The 24,951-nt window shown below is 40.2% G+C and carries 25 protein-coding genes and 1 riboswitch; of the genes, 12 read left to right on the top strand and 13 right to left on the bottom strand.

All coding sequences use genetic code 11. The features are described from left to right. The 3 genes from rocF to IEX94_RS20185 all read left to right on the top strand — a co-directional run. The coding region (rocF, locus tag IEX94_RS17305) for an arginase (protein WP_188859219.1) at positions 1 to 823 on the top strand (823 nt) is incomplete at its 5' end. A 267-nt stretch (positions 824 to 1,090) separates the two neighbouring features. Continuing rightward, a riboswitch (Lysine riboswitch) is annotated at positions 1,091 to 1,272 on the top strand. A gap of 94 nt (positions 1,273 to 1,366) precedes the next feature. Continuing rightward, positions 1,367 to 2,257 carry a 4-hydroxy-tetrahydrodipicolinate synthase gene (dapA, locus tag IEX94_RS17310; protein ID WP_188859221.1) on the top strand — a complete coding sequence of 297 codons (891 nt, stop codon included), beginning with the start codon at positions 1,367 to 1,369 and terminating at the stop codon, positions 2,255 to 2,257. Positions 2,258 to 2,641: 384 nt separating this feature from the next. Next, positions 2,642 to 3,895 carry a PcsB-like coiled-coil domain-containing protein gene (locus IEX94_RS20185; RefSeq protein ID WP_308425623.1) on the top strand — a complete coding sequence of 418 codons (1,254 nt, stop codon included), beginning with the start codon at positions 2,642 to 2,644 and terminating at the stop codon, positions 3,893 to 3,895. A 63-nt stretch (positions 3,896 to 3,958) separates the two neighbouring features. Here the strand turns inward: IEX94_RS20185 and IEX94_RS17320 are convergent, their stop codons facing one another. Genes IEX94_RS17320 through IEX94_RS17335 form a run of 4 tightly spaced genes read right to left on the bottom strand, consistent with a single transcriptional unit; the run spans position 3,959 to position 7,471 of the window. Next, on the bottom strand, positions 3,959 to 4,966 hold the full coding sequence (locus IEX94_RS17320) for an SPFH domain-containing protein (protein ID WP_156857804.1): 1,008 nt from the start codon (positions 4,964 to 4,966) through the stop codon (positions 3,959 to 3,961). A gap of 36 nt (positions 4,967 to 5,002) precedes the next feature. After that, a complete protein-coding gene (locus IEX94_RS17325) occupies positions 5,003 to 5,797 on the bottom strand; it encodes a TPM domain-containing protein (protein ID WP_188859223.1) in 795 nt (264 codons plus the stop codon). Continuing rightward, a complete protein-coding gene (locus IEX94_RS17330; protein ID WP_188859224.1) occupies positions 5,797 to 6,828 on the bottom strand; it encodes a TFIIB-type zinc ribbon-containing protein in 1,032 nt (343 codons plus the stop codon). Before IEX94_RS17330 ends, IEX94_RS17325 begins: the two co-directional genes overlap by 1 nt. 13 nt (positions 6,829 to 6,841) lie before the next feature. After that, on the bottom strand, positions 6,842 to 7,471 hold the full coding sequence (locus tag IEX94_RS17335) for a PspA/IM30 family protein (RefSeq protein ID WP_188859225.1): 630 nt from the start codon (positions 7,469 to 7,471) through the stop codon (positions 6,842 to 6,844). A 719-nt stretch (positions 7,472 to 8,190) separates the two neighbouring features. On the opposite strand from IEX94_RS17335, the gene IEX94_RS17340 reads away from it, so the two are divergent. From IEX94_RS17340 to IEX94_RS17350, 3 genes are all read left to right on the top strand, one after another. Continuing rightward, entirely contained in the window at positions 8,191 to 8,364 is a 174-nt protein-coding gene (locus tag IEX94_RS17340; RefSeq protein ID WP_229782783.1) for a hypothetical protein, read from the top strand. Between the two features lie 199 nt (positions 8,365 to 8,563). Further along, on the top strand, positions 8,564 to 9,466 hold the full coding sequence (locus IEX94_RS17345; protein WP_188859227.1) for a hydroxymethylglutaryl-CoA lyase: 903 nt from the start codon (positions 8,564 to 8,566) through the stop codon (positions 9,464 to 9,466). 148 nt (positions 9,467 to 9,614) lie between these two features. Then, on the top strand, positions 9,615 to 10,148 hold the full coding sequence (locus IEX94_RS17350; protein WP_268239604.1) for a helix-turn-helix domain-containing protein: 534 nt from the start codon (positions 9,615 to 9,617) through the stop codon (positions 10,146 to 10,148). A 48-nt stretch (positions 10,149 to 10,196) separates the two neighbouring features. On the opposite strand, the gene floT is transcribed toward IEX94_RS17350, so the two are convergent. Next, positions 10,197 to 11,768, bottom strand: a complete 1,572-nt coding sequence (gene floT / locus IEX94_RS17355; RefSeq protein WP_188859228.1) for a flotillin lipid rafts scaffold protein FloT — start codon at positions 11,766 to 11,768, stop codon at positions 10,197 to 10,199. Positions 11,769 to 11,826: 58 nt separating this feature from the next. After that, complete coding sequence (locus tag IEX94_RS17360) at positions 11,827 to 12,360, bottom strand: NfeD family membrane protein (protein WP_188859229.1); 534 nt, start codon at positions 12,358 to 12,360, stop codon at positions 11,827 to 11,829. Positions 12,361 to 12,540: 180 nt separating this feature from the next. Between IEX94_RS17360 and IEX94_RS17365 the strand changes: the two genes are divergently transcribed. Then, the gene (locus IEX94_RS17365; protein WP_229782784.1) at positions 12,541 to 12,903 is read left to right on the top strand and encodes a PadR family transcriptional regulator; all 363 of its coding nucleotides are present in this window, start codon (positions 12,541 to 12,543) and stop codon (positions 12,901 to 12,903) included. Continuing rightward, positions 12,876 to 13,073 (top strand): hypothetical protein, encoded by a 198-nt coding sequence (locus IEX94_RS17370; protein ID WP_188859231.1) that lies wholly within the window; start codon positions 12,876 to 12,878, stop codon positions 13,071 to 13,073. Before IEX94_RS17365 ends, IEX94_RS17370 begins: the two co-directional genes overlap by 28 nt. Before the next feature lie 33 nt (positions 13,074 to 13,106). Here IEX94_RS17370 and IEX94_RS17375 read toward each other — a convergent pair whose 3' ends face one another. Then, positions 13,107 to 13,775, bottom strand: a complete 669-nt coding sequence (locus tag IEX94_RS17375; RefSeq protein WP_188859232.1) for an RluA family pseudouridine synthase — start codon at positions 13,773 to 13,775, stop codon at positions 13,107 to 13,109. 384 nt (positions 13,776 to 14,159) lie between these two features. Here IEX94_RS17375 and IEX94_RS17380 point away from each other — a divergent pair, with 384 nt between their 5' ends. Then, the gene (locus tag IEX94_RS17380; protein ID WP_188859234.1) at positions 14,160 to 14,969 is read left to right on the top strand and encodes a DUF6612 family protein; all 810 of its coding nucleotides are present in this window, start codon (positions 14,160 to 14,162) and stop codon (positions 14,967 to 14,969) included. A gap of 47 nt (positions 14,970 to 15,016) precedes the next feature. Here the strand turns inward: IEX94_RS17380 and IEX94_RS17385 are convergent, their stop codons facing one another. The 6 genes from IEX94_RS17385 to hmpA all read right to left on the bottom strand — a co-directional run bounded on the left by IEX94_RS17385 (position 15,017) and on the right by hmpA (position 22,975). Next, on the bottom strand, positions 15,017 to 16,705 hold the full coding sequence (locus tag IEX94_RS17385) for a putative bifunctional diguanylate cyclase/phosphodiesterase (RefSeq protein ID WP_188859235.1): 1,689 nt from the start codon (positions 16,703 to 16,705) through the stop codon (positions 15,017 to 15,019). 110 nt (positions 16,706 to 16,815) lie between these two features. Then, entirely contained in the window at positions 16,816 to 17,460 is a 645-nt protein-coding gene (locus IEX94_RS17390) for a peptidylprolyl isomerase (protein WP_188859237.1), read from the bottom strand. A 71-nt stretch (positions 17,461 to 17,531) separates the two neighbouring features. Next, positions 17,532 to 18,782, bottom strand: coding sequence for a DNA polymerase IV (locus tag IEX94_RS17395; RefSeq protein ID WP_188859239.1), 1,251 nt, complete (start codon positions 18,780 to 18,782; stop codon positions 17,532 to 17,534). 463 nt (positions 18,783 to 19,245) lie between these two features. Further along, the gene (locus IEX94_RS17400) at positions 19,246 to 20,559 is read right to left on the bottom strand and encodes a serine hydrolase (protein WP_188859240.1); all 1,314 of its coding nucleotides are present in this window, start codon (positions 20,557 to 20,559) and stop codon (positions 19,246 to 19,248) included. A gap of 196 nt (positions 20,560 to 20,755) precedes the next feature. Next, positions 20,756 to 20,989 carry a helix-turn-helix transcriptional regulator gene (locus IEX94_RS17405; protein ID WP_188859241.1) on the bottom strand — a complete coding sequence of 78 codons (234 nt, stop codon included), beginning with the start codon at positions 20,987 to 20,989 and terminating at the stop codon, positions 20,756 to 20,758. A gap of 759 nt (positions 20,990 to 21,748) precedes the next feature. Beyond that, positions 21,749 to 22,975 (bottom strand): NO-inducible flavohemoprotein, encoded by a 1,227-nt coding sequence (gene hmpA / locus IEX94_RS17410; protein ID WP_156857787.1) that lies wholly within the window; start codon positions 22,973 to 22,975, stop codon positions 21,749 to 21,751. 141 nt (positions 22,976 to 23,116) lie between these two features. Here hmpA and IEX94_RS17415 point away from each other — a divergent pair, with 141 nt between their 5' ends. From IEX94_RS17415 to IEX94_RS17425, 3 genes are all read left to right on the top strand, one after another. Continuing rightward, positions 23,117 to 23,554, top strand: a complete 438-nt coding sequence (locus IEX94_RS17415; RefSeq protein ID WP_156857786.1) for an RrF2 family transcriptional regulator — start codon at positions 23,117 to 23,119, stop codon at positions 23,552 to 23,554. 50 nt (positions 23,555 to 23,604) lie between these two features. Continuing rightward, a complete protein-coding gene (locus IEX94_RS17420; RefSeq protein WP_188859242.1) occupies positions 23,605 to 23,856 on the top strand; it encodes a hypothetical protein in 252 nt (83 codons plus the stop codon). A gap of 255 nt (positions 23,857 to 24,111) precedes the next feature. Beyond that, positions 24,112 to 24,312, top strand: coding sequence for a cold-shock protein (locus IEX94_RS17425; protein ID WP_156857784.1), 201 nt, complete (start codon positions 24,112 to 24,114; stop codon positions 24,310 to 24,312). The last annotated feature ends 639 nt before the right edge of the window (positions 24,313 to 24,951 follow it).

The following is a 24,951-nucleotide window of genomic DNA, read 5'->3' on the forward strand; positions in this document are numbered from 1 at the left end:
TCGCTATGCCGGTATCATAGAAAGGCTTGAGAATAGGGGATACACCGTTAAAGATTTAGGAGATATCCAGATTGGTAGAGATAAACTAAAGACAGATCCGAAAACTGGAATTAGAAACTTGGAAGCGGTTTATAAAGCAAGTGAACAGTTAATGATCCAGATTGAAGAAGTAATTCAAAAAGATTCTTTTCCGCTTATTTTAGGCGGTGACCATAGTATGGCTATTGGTACATTAGCAGGGGTAGCTAAATCTTATAAAAATCTTGGCCTTATATGGTATGACGCCCACGGGGATCTGAATACTCCTGAGACGTCTCCATCCGGAAATATCCATGGTATGCCACTTGCTGCATCGTTAGGCTATGGCGAAAAAAGGCTCACTGAAATTGGTGGATATTCTCCAAAAGTAAAACCAGAAAATGTTATTATCATCGGTGCGCGTGACCTAGATCCTGGTGAAAAAGATTTTATTAAAGAAAAAGGAATCAACGTGTACACGATGCATGAAATTGATCGAATCGGCATGCCTCAGATTATTGAAGATACGAATCAATACTTCGAAGAGCAGGGGGTAGACGGGGTGCATCTTTCCTTTGACCTCGATGCAATAGATCCCTTGGACGCACCGGGTGTCGGCACTCCAGTTCCAGGCGGGGTAACGTTCCGTGAGGCACATCTTGCAATGGAGATGCTTGCGGAAACTGGTAAAATTACATCAGCTGAATTTGTAGAGGTCAATCCAATTCTTGATGAGCGAAATAAAACGGGGACATTGGCAGTCGACTTAATTGGATCATTATTTGGTGAACGAATCCTATCCTAGAGTAATTGGTTATAAAATTGCCATTGTAACATCAGAATAATTGCAAATCCTAAGTGAGAGATTCAACAGCCAGTAACGGCCCGATTTATTCAACTAATACTCAGTGAGGAAAAAACGACTAAATGATGTTTCCCTGTATAAAAGATGCACGGTTAGGGTGCAAATAACATAAATATAGCAGTAAAGAGCTGCTGTTACTTGTTATTTCTTACAGTCTTTGTTATAGTAGTGAAAACAATTAAATATCTCTTATTTTATAAACGATAAAGTAAGGATAGAGGTTGCAGTGACCATTAGTACATATGTGGAGGGTGAATGAGACCCAGTGAACCATATGGAAAGGGGGAATTGCCGAAGCAGAAGGAAGCTCATTAATTCCGGATGCTGGGTCTATATCGAATAGGTATAGGTCTGTCATATAGGCAACTATATGGGGAGCTATCAAGCGAAAGAACAATCCATCGTTCGAAAAGCAATAGCGGCCCAAACCGTTATTGCTTTTTTGCTTTTATTGATGGTAAAAAAGAAAGGGATGTGAAATAAATGTATTTTGGTAGATTACTAACAGCAATGGTGACACCTTTTGATGAACACGGAGAAGTAGATTATGGTAGAACGTCGAAGCTAATTGAACATTTACTCGATACAGGAACTGATGGTTTAGTTGTGGCCGGGACAACCGGTGAATCACCGACATTAACGACGAGAGAAAAGGTTGAACTATTTAAATATATAGTGAAAGAAGTAAATGGCAGAGTACCGGTGCTTGCCGGAACAGGCTCGAATAATACGAGAGCCTCCATTGAACTGACAAGAGAAGTTGAATCGATTGGCATTGATGGAATTATGCTTGTCGTACCATATTATAATAAACCTTCTCAAGAGGGATTATATCAACATTTCAGCCAAATTGCAGCGTCCACATCTTTACCAGTCATGCTTTACAATATTCCAGGAAGATCTTCTGTCAACATGACTCCTGAAACGATTATCCGCTTGTCCCAAGTTGATAACATCGTCTCCGTAAAAGAAGCGAGCGGAGATCTTGATGCAGTATCTCAGATCATTGAAGAAACTGGAGATGACTTCAGTGTATATAGCGGGGATGACGGCATGACGTTACCAATTCTTTCTATTGGTGGAACGGGGGTTGTATCGGTCGCAGCTCATGTGATTGGGAAAGATATGCGAGCGATGGTCCAAAACTTCCTTGATGGTAACGTTACAGAAGCTGCTGGAATCCACCGTCGCATCGTGCCGGTTGTAAAAGCCTTATTCCAGGCTCCAAGCCCATCACCGGTAAAAGAAGCATTAAATGAAATCAACGTACCCGTTGGAAGTGTCCGCTTACCACTCATCCCATTATCAGATGTAGAAAAAGCAAATCTCACGCAAACCCTAGTAAACTTCCAAACAAATACTGTAGAAAATTAATAGAAATATGTTAAAGCTAAGGAGAATTTATTTTTCCTTAGCTTTTTAACTTTAGGGGATTATTAAGGTTCCTTGTAAAATGAAGATGCTGAGGATAACTGAAATTGTTAGCACTAGCCCGAGAGTAACAGTTTGTACGTTGCTGCGACTACTAGATGTGCTAGCTTAGTGGCAAACCCTCTACGGAGGGACAAGTAATCGCAGTCCCAGGCTTCCGCGTAACGAATCGCGTTCTTAACCTGCAAGGGCGTTTCCGTCTTTGTTTCAATGTAAATTTCTCCTGAAATCTAATTGTAATCTAAGCATAATCTTTTTGTTACGATTGGATGTTATACTGCAACCATAGATTGCGAATTAGAAATCTATGGAAATGGGGGAAAAAGGTTGAGGAAAAAGATAACAATCGTCACCTTGATAGCTTCTCTATTATTTATCCAAGGCACCTTTCATTTACAAGTCCATGCAAGTGGCAAGGGTAATTTAGAGGAGATCCAACAAGAGAGAAAAGAAATCCAGAACAACTTATTAGCTGGGGAACAGAAAATCAATGAACTTTATGACGATATGAAAGCATTGAACGAGGAAGTCAATCGGTTAGATGACCTTCTACAAGAGAAAGAGGCAAAAGTGGAGGAAATTACATATGAGATTGAAACTACGAAAGAAGAGATTTACACCCTCCAAGCAGAAATCGATCGATTGAATGCAAGTATTGAAGAACGCTTTGACTTGTTGAAAACAAGAGCATCATCCTACCAGAAATCAGGCGGGCTAATTAATTATATTGAAGTGATCTTTGACTCCCAGAGCTTTGGAGACTTCATTAGCCGCGTAACTGCAGTCAATCAAGTAATGGATTCGGATGCGATGTTGATGGAACAGCTTGAAGCTGATATGGAACTTGTCGAAGCGCATCAGCACTCAACACTTGAAAAGCTGAATGATTTAGACCAAATGCATGAAGCGCAAGAAGCAGAACGTGCACAGATTGAACAGGAAAAGCAGCAACAAGAGACGGTTAAAGCGTCTTTAAATGATAAGCGCCAGGAACTAGTTGCTTATGTCGAGCAATTAGAAGGGGAAGATACACGTTTAAAAACAATGGAAGATACAGTCAAAAAAGAAATTGCTGCAGCAGAAGCGGCAGAACGTGAGCGCCAAGAAGAGATTAAACTAGCAGCTGCTGAGAAAGCGAAACAGGAAGAACAAGCCCAAGCTGCAGTGGTTAAAACGAAATCAGTAGAGAAAAAAGAGGAACAGAAAGAAAGCAAACCGGTTCAGGTGAAAAAGGAAGAACCGGCTGTAAATAAACCGGAATCGAAACCAACGCCAAAGCCAAGCGAATCTGATGATAAGTCATTCACAGTTACATCTACCGCTTATACAGCAGACTGTAACGGCTGTTCTGGTGTAACAAGTACAGGAATCGATTTAAAGGCGAATCCAAATGCGAAGGTAATCGCAGTTGATCCAAGTGTCATTCCACTTGGAAGTATCGTTCATGTGGAAGGATACGGCCATGCGATTGCAGGAGATACAGGAAGCGCAATTCGTGGAAATAAAATAGATGTATTCGTCCCAACGCAAAAGCAAGCAACAAGCTGGGGCGTACGCACGGTGAAAGTAACGATTCAGTAATAACAAGTGCTCCTATATAAAAAAACAAAGAAAAGGTCGGCATCTCGGTGCCGACCTTTTCTATTACAATTTTTGACCACAGTTCGAGCAGAAGTTTGCTCCATCTGTTTTCTGCCCGCAATTTGGACAGAAGTTGGGCTTGCTTGAATTGCCAGTTGACTGGTTATTCGCTGCTGGCTGATTTTGTTGCTCCTGTTGTTGATTTTGGTCCGGTTGATTCATTTGTTTCATGTTTTTCATCATTTCACTTGCAACGTTCATGCCCATCATCATCCCGGCCATGTCGGATGCGGTTCCGCCACTTTTTACCTTACCTGAGGCTATACCGTCAGTCATTTCAAGTTGTTGATATTTCGCAACGTCACCAACCATACCCTGGGAAGCAGCTTTCGTAATCATATCCTGAATTTCTTTTGGATAGTTAAAGCTGTTTACATTAAATCCAGTGATGGAAAGCCCTAAATCATAGATTTCCATATCAAGGTCTTCCTGGATGCCCTGTGAGATTTCAAATGAATTTGCTTGCAGATTAAACATATCCTTCCCTTCACGCGCAATCCATTTCATTAAGAGTTGATCCAGCACGGTAGTAATCCGGATTTTTACATCTTCCACGAGATATTTCTTTTTCACACCTGCTACATTTTCGATTAATCTCACATAATCATTTACTTTAAAATTAAATGTCCCGTTCGCCCGGATTGGAATTCCACCCGGTAAAGCGGGGGAGGGGGAAGGGATGTTGATTGCGTTTTTCGTTCCCCATTTCACCGTGAATTGTTTCGTGTTAACAAATAGGACTTCGACACGCAGTCCGGAATTAAAGCCAAATTTAAATCCTTTTAAAGTTGATAAGAAAGGAATGATTTCTGATTCAATATTATACTCCCCATCCTCTTCAAAAATTCCTTCAATTTTTCCATTACTAAAGAAAATTGCATCTTGACCAGGTTGAATCATTAGGCGACTGCCTTTTTTAATCTCCCGGTTCGGCCACTTCCAAAAAATCATATCATCTCTAAATTCTTGCCATTCCACAACGTCTGCTAGTTGATTTCTAAAAAAAGACATGGAATCCGTCCTTTCTCGTTACGTATAATTATTTATTTAAAATTTCCTACCGCCGCCACTATGCGAGCGGCCAGCACGGGTGACACCGCCACCACCAAATCCACCGCCGCCACCGCTATTGCTATTATTTGACGGTTTTCTTTTTCTTGTGACGGTTTTACGGAGATAGCGGTCATGCTTCCTGACGATTCGCGAGTTATTCCGATTTAAATATGTTCCACTTGTTACTGTGCTTTTTCCCCCCGAGGAATATGCCATGATAAATACGATTAATCCACCTAGAGTAATAGCAACCCCAAGTTGAAGATACGTATTTAAGAAAATAGATTCCGGATTTACACCGGGGCGAATATTCAAATATTCAGCGGATTTCTCAAAGAATAGCTCAAAAGCTTCAAAGTAATCGTCATTCGCCAAGTCAGGGATAATGTGATCGAGAATTAATTGTATTCTTGCATCGTCTACATATTCCTCTCCCTTTCCGAACCCTGCGATATAAGCTTCTCTATCCGCGCTTGATTCTATATAAATAGTTAAGATGACCATGTTATCTTCTGGGCGGTTCAGTTTTTCTTCTAGTTCATCGGAAATGTCCTGCGTATACCTCTTTAGTGATTTACCCTCGATGTCATTTGTTGTAACGACAATGAAGTCAGTCGACCATTCACTAAAATAGGAGGCAGCTTTCTTTTCCAGCTGTTTTATTTGATTTGCATCTAACAGGCCAGCTTCATCGTAAATCCGCTCGACATCTGCAAAAGCGGGAGTTGTGAATAAGAAAAAGAATGCGATAAAAATGATTGCACTTTTTGATAAACGGTTCATGAACATTAGAAATTGATACCTCCTGTAACAATAAAGGAGATAATTTTCATTAAGATAAAGGATCCACCGGCAATGCTTGCAAACCATCCGGCAATCTTCGCTTTACTGAGTGGAGGCTTTCCGACAACTTTTCCGGTTTGTCCGTTCATTGCAAAAATATGTTCCGCCTGCTCGTAATCATAGTATACCATCCAGACTGGAAGAAGCGTATATAAGCTTTTTGTTTTTGCCGTACGGATATTTTTATCTTTATAATTCACGGAATGGTATCCACTGATTGTTGAACGAATATAATCATCAAGTGGTTTACGCATTTTATCCTTTACCCGTGGCAGTAAATCTTCTGCATCATAATTGTACTTCTCTGCAATATAACCGGCAAGATAAGGGGTTTTGAAGTCTTTTAGATCACTATATTGATAGGGTTCAAGCTTATCCATCAGAGCATCATCCATTTTTTCCGAAGCATCGACCGGCACCCGGCTAAAGTCTATGCGTAAATCTCGGTATACATCATAATACTTTGTTTCCGTATAAATATAATCCCCTCTTGTGTAGTTTCTTACCCTCGTTCCAATTGCATGGACTTTCGCTTCATTTTTTAAATCATAGAGCCAGAAGGGGACATACATGCCGGTAATTTCTTTAATCCGGTCAGCCATCTTGAAATCTTTAGGGGTAAGCAGTCCTCTTTTACACCATTTTCGAAATGCTTGTTCTGCTTGCTGTTTTGAAATGGTGAACGGAAGCACAAGCGAAGGGGCAAGGATTCCAGACACGCGATCGGCCAACACGACAGCTGCCCCACAGAAACTGCAATTGGTCGCGGTAGTATCACCATCTGTAACAATGACAGCCCCGCAGTTCTCACATTGGTATTCTTTTGCTTCCTCTTCTTCAAATACCGTTGCAATAAAGTCCTCGGAAAAGTTCTCTATATTATCCTGTCTACCGCAATTGTCACAGGACAATGTACCAGAATCGGCATCGAACGTCATATCACTCCCACAGTTTGGACATTTATATTGTATAACCATTTGTAATCCCCCGCTATTCGTTAGATGTCTCGCTTCTGTTCGTCGTTAATTTTGCAATTTCTTCATCTATGGAATCAATAGGTGCTGGTTTGTTTCTTAGCTGTTCAAGTGCTTCAGCTTCATCCAGCTTAAAATTTAGTTCTTCCTCGTAACTCATAAAACCGGAAGTAATGGAGGGGTTCCCACTATTTATTTTTTGTTTCTGGTTAAGTAGTGCTGATTTTTCTTTAATCATTCGGCTTCTTGCTTCCAATTGCCTGACATCCAGCGTTAATTTTTCTTCTAGTAATCTCATTTGCCTTGCTTCTATTAGAAGTCGATTATACTTGGCAACTAGCTCTAACTTTTTACTTTCTAGATGTTCTTGGTCATCTAAAAATCCTGCAGCCTGTGTTTCGATCCTATCAGCTGCGCGTTCCCGGTAGCGCTCTAGCTTTCTAATTTCCATTTCACATTCATCCACTGCCCGCTTAGCTCGTCTTACATCCGCTTCTAATGCATTCACTTCAGATTGTATAGTACGAAGATCGAGGTTCACATCGCGTAATGTTTTTTCAATAACTTTTTCAGGATCTCTGGAACGATCGATTCTACTGTTTATATTTGCTTTCATAAGGGTAGTAAATCTAGAAAGGATTCCCATTCCGCTTCCTCCTCCATATAAGGGTTAATTTTAGTTTAACTCAATATCTCACCTTTCGCATCTGAAAAAATAATCACTTTTATTCAGCGTGAGCGCAACCTTCTCCTGGAGGTCCGCAGTCCAGACACCTCTCGCTTTCCGCGGGCGGCTGGTGAGCCTCCTCGCAGGCAAGCCTGCTGTGGGGTCTCACCAAGCCTATCCTCCCGCAGGAGTCTCGAGGTGTCTGGACTGCTCCCAGGAAAGGCCAAACTAGGAACACTATCTCGTACTCCAGAAGTATAATTTTATCAAGATGGAATAACTTCCATTCATCATAATCATCTTTACCAGTTCAGTTGCCCGGCGGACGGTGACTCCTACGGGAAAAGCACGAGTCCAGACCTGAGCAGGAAGCGAACTTCTTCCGAGGAGGCTGAGGCCGTGCCCGTAGAAAGCATCCGTCCGCCGGGCAACTGAACGGTAATTAGAACGCCAATAAAATGAATACACAAAATACTCACGCTGAATGAATGTGATTCGCTGTTTTGGGCTGCGAAAGTTGGGGTAATATATATTACGGTATAAAGGGAAGTTTGGTTTCATTTTTCTTTTTCTTGATAGTAAATTGTGAATAGGGTGAGTTATTAAAACACTATCATGTTTTTGTAATGTTTTCTTAAGATTTGTAAAGGCTTTATCGGGGTACACATTAAGTAGAAAGCTAAAGAAAGGAATGAAATATGATGAAGAAGCAACTCAAAATTCTCGCCTCGATTTTCCTTTTATCAGGATTCCTTGTAGCTTGCGCAGATGCTGAAGACCCAGCAGAAGAACCAATGACACCGGATGTACCTGGTGAAGAAACGCCTGATGGCGGCGTAGATCCTAGTGCAGACACAGATGAAGGACTCTAAACGAAAAATAATCGCAACGATAACAAAACGGGCTCTAAATAGAGTTCGTTTTGTTTTTTTAGAATAATATATTTGCAATGGCTGAATATTTATTATATACTTTACTCAACAATGTTGAATAAGAGTAAACTAATATTGAGTTTAATTTTTTACAGCTTATTGTAAACGGTTCCAATGATTTGATGAACGGAGGGATAGCGTGGAAAATTTACCGAAAGAAGTAATTATGAAAGAGGTTGGTCCCCGAGATGGTTTACAAAATGAAAAGGAATGGATTCCGACCGAACATAAAATTGCTTGGATTAATATGCTTTCGAATACAGGGGTAAAGGAGATAGAATACTCCTCGTTCGTAAATCCAAAAATGATCCCCGCCCTTAAGGATGCAAGAGAAGTGGGCGAGCGTATTATCCGTAACCCAGATGTTACCTATTCAGCACTTGTTCCGAACATGAAGGGATTAGAGTTTGCATTGGAAGCAGGTATTGACCGGGCATCTGTCTTCATGTCGGCAAGTGAAATGCATAATCAGAAGAATATTAATAAATCTATTGGGGATACGTACCCGATTCTAGAAGAAGTGATTAAGGAAGCAAAGGATGCCGGGAAACTTGTGACAGGATATATTTCAACTGTATTCGATTGTCCATACCAAGGAAAGATTACGCCAGAACAAGTGCTTGAAGTATGTGACCGGCTCGTTGAAGCAGGTGTCGATGATTTATCGTTAGGCGATACGATCGGGACAGCGGTTCCTACCGATGTTGAAAAGCTGCTCGAAGTATTACTGAAACATTTCCCGAAAGAGAAGCTTATTCTCCATTTCCATGATACAAGAGGGATGGCAATCGCCAATATTATGACTTCACTCCATTATGGAATAAATCGATTTGATAGTACTGTAGGAGGGCTCGGAGGCTGTCCTTATGCCAAGGGTGCCACCGGAAATGTGGATACGAATGATGTATTGTATTTGCTGCACGGGATCGGAATTGAAACAGGGATTAGTGAAAAGAAAATGCAGCAAGCAGGTCTCTATATTCAAAACATCCTTGGCAAGCAACTGCCAAGCCGCTCCCTAGCTTATATATCCAACGCCTAATAATGAGCCATGGTACCGAAACGGTTATCATGGCTTATTTTACTCTACTTATCTTGACTTGCAGGTCTTGCTATTCTATCATAATAACGTAATAGAATATTTGGGAAAGGAATGAACACCCATAGATCTGCAAAGTATTGGTAAAAAAATTAAGCAAATCCGATTACGAAAAAAGCTAACACAACAGCAAATTGCTGATCAATGCCAAATATCAAAAAGTATGCTCTCCAAAATTGAAAACGGCCAAACTGCGGCAGCTGTCGCGACACTCTCGAAAATCAGTGAAACATTGGAAGTTCCACTTTCCTGGATTTTAGATGAAGAGAAAGAAGAAGAACTCGTATTACAAAGAAATAATGACCGCCCATCTAAAGTAGGGGACGAGTCCATGGGGTATTCTTATGAACTGCTTGCAAACCGGGCTCATTATAGCGGGATCGAACCAACAATTGTCCATGTTACACCAAAGGAATTCAACAAGCGGACGGAAGGGTATACCCACTCACAGGATGAGTTCATTTTCATTTTGGAAGGCTCCATCATTCTTTTTTATAATGGAGAAAAGCATTTGATGGAACAGGGAGATAGTGCGTATTTCCAAGGGCACAAGCCGCATTTATTCATGCCGGTGAATCAACATGAAGAGGCGAAGGTACTTACATTATTTATTGATAGAGAATAGCCACTACCTGGTTTACAGTTGTTTGTGAACCAGATAGTGGCTATTTATTTATTCAGAATCAGTTATTTTAGATGTATCAGCCTCTGCCTCTATTTGTTCTTTTTTCGCTTTTGTTTCTGGAACAGGGTTGATCGTGCTTACGGCTTGTGTTTGTTTACCTGCGATACCTTCCAGTAATTCTTTTACATCAATACCGGAAGTCTCTTTTAATGTTTCCTGCAGACTTGCCATTAGATTAGTTGCATAACCTGACACTTTATTGGCGCCACCATCACCTTTGCCGCCACCAGTATCAACAACCGTAATCTTATCGATGTTGCCAAGTGGTCCTGCAACTTCTTTCGCATAGTCAGGAAGCATCTTGATAACCATATCGAGTATCGCTGCTTGACCGTACTGTTCGAAAGCTTCGGCAATTTTCTCTTTGGCTTCCGCTTCTGCGATACCTTTGAGACGGATGATTTCTGCTTCCGATTCCCCTTGCGCTCTTAATGAATCAGCTTTAGCTAGACCATCAATCCGTACTTGTTCAGCTTCCGCTTTTGCTTGCGCTTCAATACGGTATTTATTCGCATCTGCTGCAGCCATTTGTTTCGCTTTCTCTGCGACAGCCGCTTGCTCAACTGCATAACGGTCCGCGTCCGCTTTTTTCTTAACTTCTGAATCATATTGTTTTTCTCGACGTTGAATCTCTTTTTCTTCGAGTTCAATTTGTTTTTGACGTTCGATAATTTGAATCTGCATTTCCTGTTCGGTAACTTGTTGTTTCGATCTTGCAGTTTCAAAGTCGTACGCTTGGTCAGCCCGTGCTTTCGCAATATCCTGTTCGCGGCGGTATTCGGCTGTTTTCAACTGATTTTCTTTTTCCGCTTCAGCGATTTCAGTTGCACGTTCCAGTTCGGATTTTTGTGCATCCTTCGCAGCTTCGGCCCGCTTAATCCGTGTTTCTTTCTCCGCGTCAGCTGTTGCAATATCTGCATCCCGTTTTACTTGGGCAATTCGCGGTTTCCCGAGGGATTCGAGATAACCATTCTTATCTTTTACTTCTTTAATGGTGAAGGATACAATAAGAAGCCCCATTTTCGCAAGGTCCTGAGAAGCAACCCGTTGCACTTCTTGGGAGAACTTATCCCGGTTCTTATAAATTTCCTCAACGGTCATGGAACCGAGGATGGAGCGGAGATGCCCCTCTAATACTTCCTTTGCTTCAAATTCCCGGTCTTGCCGGCTCTTTCCTAAAAATTGTTCAGCAGCAGTCGCGATCTCATTGATCGATCCACCGATTTTAATAATAGCAGTTCCGTCCGCCATTACGGGAACGCCCTGTTCCGTATAGACTTCGGGAGTAGAGACTTCCAGTTTACTAGACAAGAGACTTAATGGGCTTGCCTGCTGGAAGACCGGCAGAACAAAAGTACCGCCGCCACGGATGATTTTGATCTTATTCCCCGCTTCATCCGTATGTACATTTTTACCTCCTAGATAGCTACCTGTTACAATTAATGCTTCGTCTGGTCCGGCTGTACGATATCTCGTCGTGAAAATCGCGATAAAGGCAATGACAAGAAAGACGACAATCGCAATAACGGCCCAGACAGCCATGCTGACTGATTCAAACATGCAGTTTCCTCCTTAATATATATTTATTAACATACTCTCTTTGAGTAGATTAAACGGATTATAAATCGAACTCTGTTTCATATGGAATGACATAAAGGACACCATTCTCCACTTCGATAACAAGTACACGTTTGCCTGCCTGGATTTCTTCCTTATCATAACTTGCTGCAGGCTTTGAGATTGTGCCACTTTTACTTTCTATGACAATTTCTCCATAACCATCAAGCGGGATAGAAAGGATTAATTTACCAACTCTTCCTTTTAGTGATTCCTCTGTATAACTTAATGATTCTTCTGCTGATTTCATCGGAATAAATACGAAGAGGTTCAGTACGGAAGTGAGTATAAATGCAATAACAACAGAAATGATGATAATAAGAACCGTTGATAGTGACGAGACAATTTCCATAATATAAGCGGAGGCAGAGAAAAATGTAATGAAAGCAAGAATCAATGCCGGATTAAAAAATGGTGTAATCTCCCCAAAAGCTTCTAAGAAATCTCCAAAAAATAAATAAAGAATCGTTAAGATACCCGAAAGGATAAGGACAATTAAATAAACATTTTCTATAGACGTACCGAATAGCTCCACATAATCCCTCCTTTCTTGTGTCTTACTCTATTTACGTTTTATCGTACCATATGGTTTCAGCTTTTTCATTCAGAATTTTAATTTCCAGGGAAAAATATATTGTAATCGGTTTACTCATGCCATATACTATGTATAACGATATATCGTGACGCGATATACAGATAATGAAGGAATGATGAGATGGGGAAAAGACAAGAGAATCCGATGTCAGAAGCGATGTATTATATTTTGTTAGCTTTAGTGGAGCCCCTCCATGGTTATGCGATTATGGAAAAGGTCCATGAAATTTCTCGGGGAAGAATTGAAATGGGTCCCGGAACATTATATGGAATTTTAAAGCGTCTTGAAAAGGATAACTGGATTGAACTCACAGATGCAAATGGCAGAAGGAAGATTTATAAAATGACTGCATTGGGTGAGCAGGCGTTGGAACAAGAATATGCTCGCTTAATGGATATGGTTGCAGATGGCAGAGCTAGAATGCTAGGGGGAGAAGATGATGAGCAGAAAGAGGCTTGGAGGATTATGAAGAAATCCATTTGACAGGTTATGATGAAGCATGGATAGAAGAACAGAATAACTATATATCTGTTATTGCACGAACCGAAAACACTGTCACCGATATCGGCTATACCGGGAGCGAACCTAGTAGGGTATTAATCGATCTGTTGGAGGAACAAGAGAAGGAAGAAGGAAAAGAAAATGAGGCATAACTGTAGTTTGAGCTATGTCTCATTTTCTTCTTATTAAAACAAATTCCAAGGATATTCATTAGGTGGAGCGGCTGAGATTCGAATCTCCTCTTTCTTTGTTGGATGAGGTAAAGCAAGCTCACTCGACCATAAAGCGATCTGTTCGCCAGGTTTATTTACATTCTCTCCGTATTTCTGATCGCCATATAAAGGGAGTCCCCGACTTGCAAGTTGAACACGGATTTGGTGCGGGCGCCCTGTATGGAGCGTGATTGCAAGCAAGCTTAGTCCTTTTTTCGTACCAAGTACTTCAAAATCAAGCAGCGCTCTTTTTGCCTCTTTATTCTCCCTCGTGGAGGTGTGGACGATATTTTTCTTTTTATTCTTCACAAGATAATCTTCCAAGTGGGCAAACTCTTTATCTGGCACGCCTCTTACAATCGCTAAATATTTCTTTTCCATCTCCTGCTTGCGGATAACGTCCGAAATTCGAGAAGCGGCTTTCGATGTCTTGGCAAATACCATGACACCGCCAACTGGTCGATCCAAGCGGTGAACCATCCCAACATAAACATTGCCAGGTTTATTATATCTTTCTTTAATATCGGATTTTACAACATTCAATAAATCAGGGTCACCTGTACGATCTTCTTGGACAGGTATATTTACAGGTTTAATAACAAAAAGTAAATGGTTATCTTCGTATAAAATTTTTAGATCCATGCTGATTTCCTTTCAACTGGTTATTAGTTCACATCATACCATATGTGAAAGGAAACTTCTTATAGTAGGGGGGTCATTTATTATTTCCGGTCCGAATTTTTACTTTTATCCGCTATATTACTCAAGGTCGTGAATTAATCCTTGAACCACTGATAATAATAGAATCATAGCATATATCGTAGAAATTCAGAGAACTTGTAATCCGTCCAAATAGACTGCCTCTACTAGGACTTTCGTTGGGAATATTTGAAATTCCGCTTTTTGCCCTGTTCAAAATAAAGAAAACAAGATATACTATCCTACGATTCCGCCAAAAAAGTTGAAACCTTTGATAAAAGTAATTCGTATCAAATGGTAGGGGAAAAAAGAAAGGGGATTATGATGTTGAAGAAATTTACAGTAGGTCTAGCTGTCTTGTTGATGGCCTTCTTAGCAGCTTGCGGTAATAGTGATGAAGCGAAGGAAGTCTATCAAAAAGCTGTCGAAGCTGGAGAGAAAATGGAAAGCGTTGAGATGGATATGGTGATCAACCAAACAATGGAGAGTGACGCGATGGAAGGTGAAATGGTGATGGATATGGATACAAAATCCGCCATGACAATCGATCCACTCGCGATGCACCAAACAGGTACAATCAGCATGGAAGTCGAAGGGATGCCAATTGAAACAGAGATGGAAATGTACCTCACAGATACAGATTTTTATATGTACGAGTCAATGTCAGAGACTTGGTTAAAAATGAGTACAGATATGATGCCGACAGAAATGATGAATACAGATCAAACTGCACAAGATCAATTAGAGATGCTGGAGTCCTTTATGGATGATGTCGATTTCTCAGAAGAAGACGACTACTATGTGTTTAAGTTTGAAGGAGAAGGCGATGAGTTTGCCGACCTTACCGAGGAACTTATCAAAGAGAATCTTGGTGAAGAAACATTTGCCGACTTAGGAGTAGAGATTTCCGAAGTACTTGAAGAAATGACAATTCATTCCATGTACTATGAACTCCATATTGATAAAGAAACATATGATACGACAAAAGTAATTACGAATATGGATTTTGATATTAACGCGGAAGGTGAATCCTTACGTATGAATCAAGAAATGACTGCAACATACACTGGAATCAATACAGTTGATGAGATTGCAGTACCACAAGAAGTAATTGATGAAGCTCAAGAAATCGAATAATGAATTGAAAAACAGCCAGCTGGAATTTTCCAGTCGGCTGTTTTTGATTACTGCAGAGAATGATATAATTCTTCTATTCTTTCACTGTTTACCGGGCGGCTGAAGAAGTAGCCTTGTCCTTCATGGCATTGCTGCTCTTGGAGGTATTTAAATTGATCACTGTTTTCAATACCTTCTGCGATAATCCGGAACTGTAAGTTTTTGCCCATGCTGATAATTGTGTTGACAATAATTTTTCCATCCCTGTCTAGGTCATCGATAAAAGATTTATCGATTTTTAATGTATCAATCGGCAATTGCTTTAAGTAACTGAGGGAGGAATAGCCGGTACCGAAATCATCGATGGAAACCTTGACTCCAAGCTCTTGGAGATCATGTAATTTCTTTGTGGAATCCTCGATATCCAGTAAGGTGCCTTCCGTAATCTCCAGCTCTAAATAGGAAGCATCCAGTTGAGCTTCGTGGAGGATTTCCTTTAGATCAGCAATAAAATACGGATCACGGAATTGAAGTGGTGACACATTGACGGACACGCGTTGCAAGAATAGTCCTTGTTGCTGCCAGCTCATCATTTGATGACAGACACTATGAAGAATCCATTTTCCTACAGGTACGATAAGACCTGTCTCCTCTAGAACTGGAATGAATTCCATTGGAGAGACTTTACCAAGTAACCGGTTGTCCCAGCGAAGTAATGATTCTACGCCAACAATTTTATTTGTTTTCAAATTAATTAATGGTTGATAAACAAGGGAAAATTCATTACGCTCCAATGCGTCCGTAACTTCAAGTTCAATTTGATAATCCCGATCCAGCTCTCTAATCTGATTATCTGAATGGAATTGAAAATTGTTTCTACCTTGCTTTTTAGCGTGATACATCGCTGTGTCCGCTTTTTTTACAAGATCTTCAAGCGCAGTAGTTGCATCTCTTTCTGCTAGGAAAGGATGACCAGAACTGATTCCGATGCTTGCTGTTAGGAGCAGTTCATGATAATCGATTCGGACAGGTTGCCGGATGGTGCGGAGAATCTGATTTACCAGCCGATTTGTATCTTCTCTAGAGTGGTTCTCTAATAGTATAATAAATTCTTCACCGTCATAACGGAAGATGAGCGGCTCTTTTCCTACGCATGCTTCCAACCGTTTTGCCAAGGCTATTAAGACTTGGTCCCCAATATCCTGACCGAAATGATCATTAATTGTTTTAAACCGGTCAATATCGATAAAAAGAATTGTGATTTTGGTATCAGCTAGGTGCTGTTTTTCCGTTACCCATTTCTTCATATAATTCCGGTTTGGAAGGTTTGTCAGAGGGTCAACATAAGCTAGGTTTTCCATCATTTGCTCATACTCTTTACGTTCGGTCATTTCACGCTGGATTAGCACGTAATGGGCTTCTCCAGTCACGGTGTCGGACGTAGGGGAGAGGTTTGCTTCCACCCAATAATAGGTCCCGTCTTTCCTCTGCTGTCTTATGTCACCCCTCCATTTTCGCTGATTATTTGCAGCTTGGTTAACAAGTGTTGAAAAGTCATCAGGGAAAATATTTGTCAACGCATTTCCTAACAATTCTTCCTGCGTATATTGGGTGACTTCTGTAAACCTTTTATTGACATACTGAATGATACCTTGATGATTGAATATAATAATCATTGCTAAGTCGTTGATTGCTTTTTCAATTTCGTGTTGGAATTTGAACTTTATCTGATCCAGTTTTTTAGATGTTTCATTCATATGACTTTCCTCACTCTTTTCACTGATTTTCATCGTGATTATGTTTATAGTATAACTGTACTATATGTGAAACGGGCTGTCTGTGACAATTAGTTAAACCTTCATAATTACTATTCGGATAATACATTTGGCTCGGGATAGTCATAACCTTTCGTATCGACTTCAACTGTCTTCATCACTTGGTCTTCAAAAGGCTTATCCAGTTCATCTCGGTCAACTGAAACAATCTGATCGACGACTTCCATCCCCTCCGTCACTTTACCGAAACCAGCATAGTCACCATCCAATTGTGAGGACTTTTCTACCATAATAAAGAATTGGGAACCAGCGGAATCCGGTGATTGTGATCTTGCCATAGATAGTACGCCCCGATCATGTTCTAAATCATTATCAAAGTTGTTGGAGGAAAATTCTCCGGCAATCGAATAGCCGGGACCGCCCGTGCCAGCGCCATCTGGGTCACCGCCTTGAATCATAAATCCAGGGATAACCCGGTGGAAAATGAGTCCATCATAAAATCCATCTTCGACTAGGGAAATGAAGTTTGCGACGGTATTCGGTGCAATTTCCGGATATAATTCCAGTATAATTTGTTCGTCATTCTCCATCGTAATGGTGACGACCGGATTCTCTTCCACGTCATTTGGATAAGCAGTTGTATCATCTGCAGTTTCTTCGGCTGGAGCTTCTTGTTCACCACAAGCAGTTAAAATTGCGGCAAACAGAAAAATAGTGAGTAAGAAGTGTTTTTTCATCGTCTATTCTTCCTTTCGCTGTTTGAGTAGTTAGACATCCAACTTATTATAGCACGTTACACAGCGTTGGTTTAAGCTTGATGACCTCCGATTTTTTTGCTTCGGTCGAGGAGAATGCCTGCTTCGGTGTAGCTCGAGGCTCGCAGGATGGAAGTGGATCCGTATTTATCACGGATGGCGTCCATGACATAACCGATATTATTTTTCTTTAAGCGATCTTCAAATAAATCAAGCTGAATATCTTCATGATCATAAAGATTACCAAGGGTTACATATACGTGGCGGATGTAGCTGCTTCCGTCATAAAATTTTTGGAAAAGCTGCATACAGACCTCATACATATCCATCGTTACATTGGTCGGGCGTTCGATGCTTTTCGAACGAGAAAACCCACCTTTCTTTTCTGAGGAGTAGGAAATACTAAGACTAATCGTTTTTCCAGCTTGATTAGCAGTGCGCGCACGCCGGCAGACTTCTTCACATAAATCCAAAATACATGTCGCGACTTCCTTTTCCGTATAGTCTCGGAGCAGGGAGATGCCATGTCCGAATCCTTTTTGCTCCGTCTTGGTGAAGTTGCCGTAAACGGGGCTTAAATCAATACCCCAAGCATGCGAGTAGAGTTGCTCACCCATAATACCGAAGCGTTTTTTTAGTTGATTCAAGTCGTAGCGGGCGAGCTGACCAAGTGTGACAATCCCCATGCGATTCAGATTGCGTTTCATGCGGCTGCCAATTCCCCAAATTTTTTCAATTGGAAAAGGCCAAAGTTTCTCTTCTACATCTTCATAGCTGCATTCAGCGATTCCTTCTTTCTTTGCGTGAAGATCCATGACGACTTTAGCGAGAAATTTATTATCACCAATTCCGATTGCAGCAGTAAGTCCAAAGCTTTCCATAATTTCTGCCTTTATTTTCTCGGCAATTTGGCGCCGGTCACCGAATAGTCGCTCAAGTCCATTGACCGTCACCCATATTTCATCAATGGAATATGGGTGGATGGCTTCTTTTGGTGCATAATTATGGATTAGCTTTGTAATTTCCAAGGATACATGTAAATAATCGGCCATTCGAGCAGGAACGATATGAATATCCGGATCATCAGGAAGTTCGAAATAACGGCTAACATTACTGATGCCATATTTTTCTTTTAAGGCAGGAGAGGCGGCGAGCACAATACTTCCTGGCCGCTTTAAATCACCGACAACGGCAAGCATTGTTTTCATTGGGTCAAGATTACGTTTTACCGCTTCAACACTTGCGTAAAAGGAGCGCATATCGATACATAGAATGTCATTTCGCGGATAAATTGAATAATCCATCGTAGTCCACCACCTAATAGAAACATTTGTTCTTATTATAAGTAGTTTACTAAACGTTAGCAATGGTAAAATCCGCCAAACAAAAACCCTGCCGAATTATTCGGTAGAGAGGGATCATGCTTTTTTATTAATTTTGCCCTGTCAAGCGTCATTGGGGTATCAAGATCGATGAGAAATAAGGCAAGCGTTGTATCGGTAGTTGCTGTGAGCGATGGAAGGGGTTCGTCGAGGTCCGTGACTGCTTCATATTTTTCAAGGATCAGATTTCCAATTGTAACTTTACATAAAAATGGTTTTAATCCTTGATAGACGGGGATAGTATTTTATCCGGAAGAATTCGTTTAATCGTGAAAAAGCCTGTATAAGAGGTTGTTATGGCTCGTTGTTTCTCCTCCATACTTTATCCTTATAATAAGTATGGAGGAGAATGATAAAGACGGCAATGAATTAGCTTGAGACGGGATTAGGATTGTTCCTCTAGCGCTTGTTTAACTTTTAATCGGTATTCGTCACTGCCAATTAAGTTCACCTCGAAAGAATTGATGTTATGCTGCAACAATCTGTTTTGCCATCGAGTGAGGTCATCCGTAAATAAAACGATTTCTATGTTTTCACCGTCAAGGTTTTCTGCGTAAAGTGTATCATTCAGGATAAATGCGGTTGACCCACCTTTTGATCCGAGATGAGCGTAATAGTCCTGATTCGCTTCATTCATTTCCATTGGCCATTCCATTAAATCTCGCATGATTGCAGCGGCTTCAGTCGGTAGTTCATCATTAGATATAATCGATAATAGATTTCCGTAATCCTTGGCAGACGCACCGATTAATCGGTCGGACCAGACTCTTTGAACGGCGAGTGGCAAATCAAACGAATAAGATTCGATATCAATTGTACCTTCTTTCATCTGATTGCTGAAATCAATTGCAAGTTCCCGGTAACGTTCCATCGGTATTGCTTCCAGTTCGTTGACGATATCATCGGTGTTCATGGAATCGTCAGCAACATATTCCGGAAAGAGAAGGGGACTGACCAAAGGATAGACCGGTTCATGATGGATAAGACCAAGAGATTCAATCCGATCATTAACTGCGGAAATCCCTAGCAGGTGAAGCAGGTAGTCGGTATTCGCATTCGAACTGTATGTAATCATTCCTTTAGCAACTTCATGAAGAGGTACTTGCTCATCCTTTATCTTACCTGCCGTATGGATGGATTCGAGCCAGGTTTCATGTGCAAATCCATCCGTACCTTCAAAATAGAAACGGTTTAAATCTGCAAGAGGGACAAGCTGATCTTTATCCAATTCACCAGCTTCTACTTGCATCGCATATTCCAAGGCAATAATTATTTTAACGGTACTTGCAAGTGGATGCACAATATCTGATTGATAAGCAATGACTTCTTCACCATTTTTTACGACATAGAGCGAAGTTGTTTCCGGATTATCTTGTAGATGATGGAGGACATAATCTGGATTATCACGGAAAATATAGAAGAATGCAGTTCCGATAACGATAATAATTCCGCCATAGATAATGAGGCGTTTCTTTGTATATGTCTTTTTATCCAAGAGGATATAGACTACCGCACCAAGGATAAAAGCTAATAAATAATCTACATTAAAAAGTAATACAGCAATAATAATGGCAAGCACAATTGCATTCATGATTACTGCTTCCCGAATTTTTTCTTTCGTTCGTTGTTTTTCACTCAGGAGTGGGAGAAGAGTGAGGATAACAATTCCAGAAAGCCCAATCCAAGCCCAGATATTCATATAGACACGTTCCTTTCTCTACTAATTAATATTTCCTTCTTAGTACGCTTAAAATACTTGCATGAAGAATCATTAAACCAGAGATTAAAAACCAGATAACTAATTTGTATGTTTCATAGTCGAAATGTTGAATGAATTGATCGTATAATTCGATTAGCAATCATCCTAACGACATCAAAGGAAAAGAAAATCCACTTTAATCCCCCTCCATTTCATATTGGAAAACATCATGTAAGTCGACACCAAAGAAAAGGGCGATATCAAACGCCAATTTCAAAGAGGGGTTATACCTGTTTTTCTCAAGAGAAATAATCGTTTGTCGGCTTACCCCTAGTTGATTTGCAAGCTCACGCTGGGATAATCCCCTTTCCACTCTTAATACAACAATTCTGTTGTTTATTTTTCTTTTTTGGTTAAAGGAGATATCCATTCACCTCTTCTTTAGTTAAGGTAACATATTTTTTACATAAGGTAACTTATTTTTTACCTTTAGTATAAAAAAAGTTACAGAGCGTAATTGTGAAAGCTGCGGATTACTTTCATTCGGTGTAAGTGCATTTTTGTCTGGTTACTCCAAGATAGAAAAACAGGACGGGCGCAGAAATGGGAGAATAAAAACTCGTTTATTTCTTATTTGGATAAGAAGGGCGCGCGAATAGGAGAGTAAAGTCATTTTGTTTTCCCGATTAGGCAAGTTGAAGGAATGAATGGGAGAATAAAGCCGTTTGTTTTCCCACTCCGTCATACCGGGAGCGCTGAAAGGAAAATAAAGCCTGTTTGTTTTCCCATTCTAGCAGACTGGGTGCGCTGAAAGGAAAATAAAGTCCGTTTGTTTTCCCATTCCGTCATACCGAGTGCGCTGGAGGGAAAATACAGCCTATTTGTTTTCCCATTCCAGCAGACTGGGTGAGCTGGAGGGAAAATACAGCCTGTTTATTTTCCCATTCCGTCATACCGAGTTCGCTGAAAGGAAAATGCAGCCTGTTTGTTTTCTCATTCCGGCAAGCCGAGCGCATTAACAGGAAAATAATACCTGCTTCTTCCCATTCGAGCAGAATGAACGCACTAACTAGAGAACAAAACAGTTATTCTTCAAATCAGCCGGGAGAGAGGGGGAAAAGAAAAAAATCCCGGCTACTGTGTAAGAAGGGCAGTAGATGGGATTCTCTGATTGTTTGTGATGGTGAAATTAATTTGTAATATCTTCAGCTGGTCCGAAGATTTCAAAGTGGATATCTTCTTCAGCAACGCCGTATTCTTTTAAGATTTTATAAGCGGCACGCATAAAGCCTTTAGGCCCGCAGAAATAATAGGCAGCATCTGTCGTTGGGAGAATTGTGCTTAACCATTCGGTATCAATATGTCCTAATTTATCATATTGATCATCTGCTTCCGGGCTATCGTAGACGACATAGCTTTTCACATTGTTATGGGATTCTGTAATTTCACCCACACGGTCTTTCATTGCATGCACATTACCATTTTGTGCAGCGTGAATATACGTAACTTCACGTTCTGGCTGTTCCTTGATTACTGTTTCAAGCATACTCATCATTGGGGTAAGTCCGACGCCACCACTTAATAGAACGAGTGGACGAGTATCTTCTGTATCAAGATAGAATTCTCCAGAAGGTGCACTAATGGAAAGTACGCTTCCTTCCTCAACATGTTCATGTAAATAAGATGACACAATTCCAGCTGGAGTATCTGCAGTACCATCTTCTCGCTTCACGCTAATCCGGTATTGCCCTTCGTCTGGCGCACAAGATAAGCTGTATTGACGTTGGTGCGTGTATGGTTCTCCTTCGATATCAACTTTTACGGTAATGTACTGACCCGCCTTATAACTAGGAAAAGGGTTTCCGTCTGCCGGTTCTAGATAGAACGACGTAATAACATCACTTTCTTTAACTTTTTTCATTACTTTAAAGTCACGGTAATCAATCCAACCGCCTGTCATGTTTTTCGTTTCTTCATACATTTCTTTTTCAACGGAAATAAATACATCTGCAATCACACCGTATGCTTTTTCCCAGGCATCGATGATTTCATCTGTCGCAGCGTCTCCCAGTACATCTTTAATACCAAGAAGCAGATATTTACCGACGATTGGATAGTGTTCCGGCTTGATGTTTAGACTCTTATGTTTATGCGCAATCGATACGACAGCTGGTAAGATCGCTTCCAAATTATCGATGTTTGCTGCAGCTGCATAAACCGTATTTGCCAAGGCTCTCGGTTGATCCCCGTGTCGTTGGTTTGTCTGGTTGAAAATGTTTTTTAGTTCTGGATGATTTTCAAACATTAATTGATAGAAACGTGTTGTAATTTGTTCACCATGTTCTTCTAATACTGGTACAGTTGCTTTAATAATGTTTCGAGTTTCTTCAGTTAAACCTGTAGTAGTTGTTGCCATAATTTAAGCACTCCCCTTTAAAAGTTTAAACATGTATTTTGAATACATGTTTATTGTATAATTAATGTAACTACTGTATCAATAGGAAAAACCGAACCTATGTTACAATAATGTGAAAGTATTTTTTAAGGAGAAACGAATATGAATCTAAAAAAATATACAGATTATGGGCTTCGTGTTCTATTATTTGCTGGGATGAAAGAGAATGAAGAACTGGTAAACATTAAAGAAATCTCGGAAGTATTTAACATATCGCAACATCACTTGGGGAAAATTGTCCACGAATTAAATAAGCTTGAGTTGATTGAAACAATTAGAGGCCGAAATGGCGGAATCCGTCTAGCAAAGCCTGCAGAAGAAATTAATATTGGTATTGTTGTCAGGCAGCTGGAGAATGACTTTAATATGCTCGAATGCTTTGAAAAAGGTCAAAAACATTGTGTCATCGAACCGGGTTGCACGTTAAAGCATGTCGTTAACCGGGCATTGCATGCATTTTTTAAAGTGCTTGATGAGTATACGTTGAAGGATTTGATTCATAATGAGCAGGAATTGAAGGAATTGATGGGGATTCGGTGAGAAAGAGGGGAAGTCACCGCTAAGGGTTTCTCTTCATGGAGGTACATGCTATGTCTCTTCCAGATAAAATCATTAAAGAAATTGACATGTTGAATGAGAAGGATAGACAAAAGGTTCTTGATAAAATTAAAGAAAAGTATATGTTCCAGAAAGCTGCTCACTCGGTAATGATTGGATCCCACCTAGATTTCGCACCATATGCAACAGAATCGATTTTATTGGAAGGAAATTATGAAAGAGACATTATAAATAAAATGAAGGAACTGGTAAAAGCATATAATGAAGTTGAAATGGAGTATTAGTCATTATAATAATTTAGCGAACGATTATACTTTGAGAAGAATGGGTTGAAATAGAGTTTGAACCAGATTGAATACTATATCTAAAAAAGAATAGTATCTTTTTTGGGTGACATGTGTTACACTTAGGTTACTTAATTGTTCGTGCTAGCAATACAGGATTTATGTCAAAACATTATAACGTTTATCATCATCTTGAATTATTATCAGAACAACCAAAGTAATAAACGTGCTTGATGCACAATGGAGGAATTTCATATGAACACAGGTTCAGTAAAATGGTTTAACGCAGACAAAGGTTTCGGTTTTATCGAAGTTGAAGGTGGAGACGATGTATTCGTACACTTCTCAGCAATTCAAGGTGATGGTTTCAAAACTTTAGACGAAGGTCAACAAGTTTCTTTCGATATCGAAGAAGGTAACCGTGGACCACAAGCAACTAACGTTGTTAAATCCTAATTTATAGAAAATCCCATCTGCTTCTGTAGCAGAAGGGATTTTTTTGTTTAAATAAAACAACAGAATCAAATGTTCTAACGTTTATACTGCAAAATCGATTAAAGGTGGCACCAGCAGAAAAAATATGACACAAGGCGAATTGGCAAAAACAGTTAGGGTTTCAAGGCAAACGATTAGTCCCTTTTTATTGCTTTTTCAAATTACTGTATCACATCAATATATCATTAGACCACCTTCAGTACAAAGGATCTTATTTCCTTGGAATCTACTGAGAAGGAAATCTCGTTGAACAGAATCATTTTATTTTTATTAAGGATCGGATACTTATCCAAAATAAGAACTGTTCTAGATATGGGTATGATTCCTGTATATGAATCATGGGTGTGTACAATCATTGTATTCGTGGTATAATTAAATATAGAAAGACATAAATTAATAACGACCGCCCATGTTGTTACATGGAACGGTCGAATAGACCGAACCCCGACAAGAGGGGCTAGGCACTGTTCAGGAAAATAATCCCTCAAAGGCCTGTCAAACCACATGAGGGATTATTTTTTATGGTTATTATCAGAAACAATGAACGCTACTAATGTAAACTAGCACATTATTCCAGGTCATCTATTTCAAACTAATTCA

The organism is Oceanobacillus indicireducens (assembly GCF_014647195.1).
Taxonomy (GTDB): Bacteria; Bacillota; Bacilli; order Bacillales; family Amphibacillaceae; genus Oceanobacillus; species Oceanobacillus indicireducens.